Source organism: Protofrankia coriariae (assembly GCF_001017755.1).
Taxonomy (GTDB): Bacteria; Actinomycetota; Actinomycetes; order Frankiales; family Frankiaceae; genus Protofrankia; species Protofrankia coriariae.
Window position 1 is genome coordinate 33,085 of record NZ_JWIO01000044.1, and the last position, 2,587, is coordinate 35,671.

General features: G+C 75.9%; 2 protein-coding genes and 1 pseudogene (1 of these 3 cut by a window edge). 2 read left to right on the plus strand and 1 reads right to left on the minus strand.

Features of this window, described 5'->3' with window-relative positions:
* Both FrCorBMG51_RS34130 and FrCorBMG51_RS34135 read left to right on the plus strand, forming a co-directional pair.
* Positions 1-47: the final stretch of a DUF1015 family protein gene (locus tag FrCorBMG51_RS34130; protein ID WP_476742223.1), read on the plus strand. Its footprint begins 370 nt before the window's first position; 47 of the gene's 417 nt are visible here — the last part of the coding sequence; its start codon lies beyond the left edge, outside the window; its stop codon occupies positions 45-47.
* Positions 44-391 (plus strand): annotated as a pseudogene (locus tag FrCorBMG51_RS34135) (DUF1015 family protein); the annotation flags it as partial. The gene FrCorBMG51_RS34130 and the pseudogene FrCorBMG51_RS34135, both read left to right, overlap by 4 nt.
* 122 nt (positions 392-513) lie before the next feature.
* Here the strand turns inward: FrCorBMG51_RS34135 and FrCorBMG51_RS34140 are convergent.
* The gene (locus FrCorBMG51_RS34140) at positions 514-645 is read right to left on the minus strand and encodes a hypothetical protein (RefSeq protein WP_420848657.1); all 132 of its coding nucleotides are present in this window, start codon (positions 643-645) and stop codon (positions 514-516) included.
* Positions 646-2,587 lie beyond the last annotated feature (1,942 nt).

Below are 2,587 nucleotides of genomic sequence, written 5' to 3' on the forward strand. Positions count from 1 at the left end.
GCGGCTCGCCGCCGTCGCCGACGATCTGTACGGGCGGCGGGCGGTGATCGCCGACGGCCATCACCGGTATGCCACCTACCGCCGCTACCAGGCCGACCGCCACGCGGCCGGGGACGGCACCGGCCCCTGGGACTTCGGCCTGGCCTTCCTGGTGGACGCCCGGGTGTCCGGCCCGCAGGTCCATGCGATCCACCGGGTCGTGCGCGGTCTGACCCTCACCGAGGCCGTCCGCCGCGCTGGGACGGCGTTCCGGGTGAAGCCGCTGGACACTGTGGGTGACCCCGCGGGCGGGTATCTGCTCAGCGAGCTGGCCAAGGCCGGCCAGGACGGCCACGCCTTCGTGATCACCGATGGCCGGGCGGCGTTCCTGCTGACACATCCGGACCCGGTGCTGCTCGCCGACGCACTGCCGGCGGACCGCTCCGCCGCCTTCCGCCAGCTCGACGTCACCGTCGCACATCTCGTACTGATTACAAAGGTCTGGGGGCTGGCGGACACCGAGGACGTGGTCGGCTACCAGCATGACGCGGTCACCGCGATCGCCGCGGCGGCATCGACAGCGACACCGGCGGTGCCCGCCCCTGGCGACGCCACGCCGGCATCGGTGGCCGACGGTGCCGCGGCGTCCGCGTCCAGCACGTCCACGGCCGGTGCCGGTGTGGCGGCGCCGGNCCGCCGCGATCGCGCTGCTGTTGAACCCGACCCCGGCCGCGGACGTCGCCGCCGTGGCCGCGGCCGGCGAACGGATGCCGCGCAAGTCGACGCTGTTCACGCCCAAGCCGCGCAGCGGCCTGCTGATCCGCCCGCTGGACGAATAAGCCGGACGAACAGCCGCTGGTCGAGGGACGAAGCGGCCGGCGGCCGGCGGCCGGCGGCCGGGCGAACAACCCGGACCTGTCCGGGGCGCGCCTATGGCCTACACGGTCCCTGGGCTCTGATCGGGCTCCTGAGCGGGAAGAACGGCTTCGCCTTCCGGCAGCTGCGCGGCGTCCAGCTCCGCGGTATCCAGCTCCGCGGTATCCAGCTCCGCGGCACGGTCCGCCGCGTCGGTCTGCTCGGTGTCGTCGACGGTCGCCGCGGAGACGAACCAGCGTGCCGCGTCGGCGGGACGGCCCGCGGCCAGCAGCGCCTCCGCGTAGGCGTACCACAGCCTCGCGCTCCACGGCCGCACGCCGGCGGCGGCCGCCTNGGCCGCCTCGTCCTGCAACAGCAGAACCGCGGCATCCGGCTCACCCAGATCACGCCGCGCGCCCGACAGGACGATCAGCAACTCGACCCGGGCCTCCTCGTCGAGTTCGGCCGCGCCCGGATCACGGGCGAGCAGCAGGGCACGCTCGGGACGCCCGAGCCCCCGCTCGGCATCGGCCATCACGGCAAGGTGCCGCGGGGACCCGTCGATGCGGCGTGCCGCGCGCAGTTCGGCGAGCGCCGTGGCGAACTCCCCCGCGTGGTAGGCGGCGAGCCCGACCGCCTCCCGGACGACGGCGATCCGGGACGCCAGTCCCGCGGCCGCGCGGGCGTGCGCGAGCGCGAGTACGGGGTCCTCCTCGAGGTACATGCCCGCGGCCACCAGATGCCGGGCCACCGGTTCGGCCAGGGACGCGCCGAGACCTCGCAGCTCCCGGGTGACCTCGAAGTCGAGGAGTTCGGCGCGGGCCTCGTCGGGAAGCTCCGGCGCCGACGGCCGGCTGGAACGCCCAGCCCCCCGGCCGGCGCCCGCGTCACCGTGCGGGGACGCCGGGGAACCCGCCGAGGCATGCGGACGGCGGTGGGCGGCACCGGTCGCACCACGACGGTCCGTCCCGGCCGCACCGCCAGCACGTCCCGGCCTGGACACCGATGGCCTGGGGCCGCCCCCGCGTCCCGCTGGAGCACCTGATGCCGACGAGGCGGTGCCCGATGTCCGCCGGTCCGGTCCCGGGGTTCTCTTCCCGGGGTGGTCCTGCCGGCCAGTGCCCTGCTCACCGGACCGGGTGTGGGCGGCGCCCGGCCGGTCGGTGCCCCGGGGGCGGGCGGAATCCCGCGGGCCTGCCGCGGCCTGTCCCGGCCCGGCCGTGCCGGAGTTCCGGGCGGCGACATCCCGAGCATCATGATCATAGCTGTGCTGGTCCCGCGCTCGGGTGTCCCTGAGCTCCCGGGATTCCCGCGTGGATGCGGTGCCAGGTCGCGACTCGGTGCTGGGCGCCCGCCATCCACCGCCGGGCCCGTCACGCCGGTCGGTCAGCGGCCGGTCGGCGCCGCCGGATGCGTGGGACGTCCGGCTGTCGTCGCGACGATCGGAGCTGGCCGACGAATAGGCCGACGGACGGGAAGTGCCCCGCGGCGGCGTCCGGCGCGAACTGTCAGCGGCCGGGCCACCAACGGTACGGCCACTGACGTCGTGGCCGCCGCCACGGCCCTGTCCCTGGCCGTGGGTGGAGGGACGATCGTCACGGCGCCGGTCGGGGCGCCCGTACCGGTCGCCACGCGACGGCGTCTGCGAAGACGGTTCGAAACGTCCGGTGCCGGCTCCCGTACCGGGCACGCGCCCGGCCGAGCCGCGACCACGCTGCTCGGCATCGCCGCGTGGCGGCCCGCCGGTACGGCC